The sequence below is a fragment of the Verminephrobacter aporrectodeae subsp. tuberculatae At4 genome (assembly GCF_000193225.1).
In the GTDB taxonomy this organism is placed as follows: Bacteria; Pseudomonadota; Gammaproteobacteria; order Burkholderiales; family Burkholderiaceae_C; genus Acidovorax; species Acidovorax aporrectodeae.
Genome location: NZ_AFAL01001042.1, coordinates 1 through 522, shown reverse-complemented (window position 1 = coordinate 522; position 522 = coordinate 1). Strand labels below are relative to the sequence as shown.

Here is a 522-nt window from a genome sequence, read left to right as displayed (position 1 = left end):
CGAAGCAGCCACCGTGGTAGTGCGCGCCGTCGGTGAGCTCGAAGTACTTCAGGATTCCGCCTTCGAGCTGGTAGACAGGGTCCAGGCCTTCCTCGCGCATGAGGATGGCCGCTTTCTCGCAGCGGATTCCGCCGGTGCAAAAGCTCACCACCGTCTTGTCGCGCAGCGTGTGCCTGTGCGCGCGCAGCGCGGAAGGGAACTCGCTGAACTTGGTGATGCGCCAGTCGATGGCGTTGTCGAAGCTTCCATGGTCCACCTCGAAGGCGTTGCGTGTGTCCAGCGTCACGACTTCGCGCCCTGCGTCGTCGCGCCCCCGGGACAGCCAGCGCCGCAAGGTGGCGCAGTCGAGCGCGGGCGCGCGGCCTTGGGCGGGGCGGATCGTGGGGTGGTCCATGCGGATGATCTCGCGCTTGAGCTTGACCTGCATACGGCGAAACGGCACGTCCGCGGACCAGCTTTCCTTGGGGTCCAGATCGGCAAAACGCGCGTCGGCGCGCAGCGCGCCGACAAAGCCGCGCACCG

Annotated in this window: 1 protein-coding gene; it reads right to left on the bottom strand. The window is 67.2% G+C overall.

Features of this window, described 5'->3' with window-relative positions:
• Positions 1-522, bottom strand: a 522-nt coding sequence (locus VTU_RS0124805) for a rhodanese-like domain-containing protein (RefSeq protein ID WP_029554740.1), incomplete at both ends; no start/stop codon positions are given.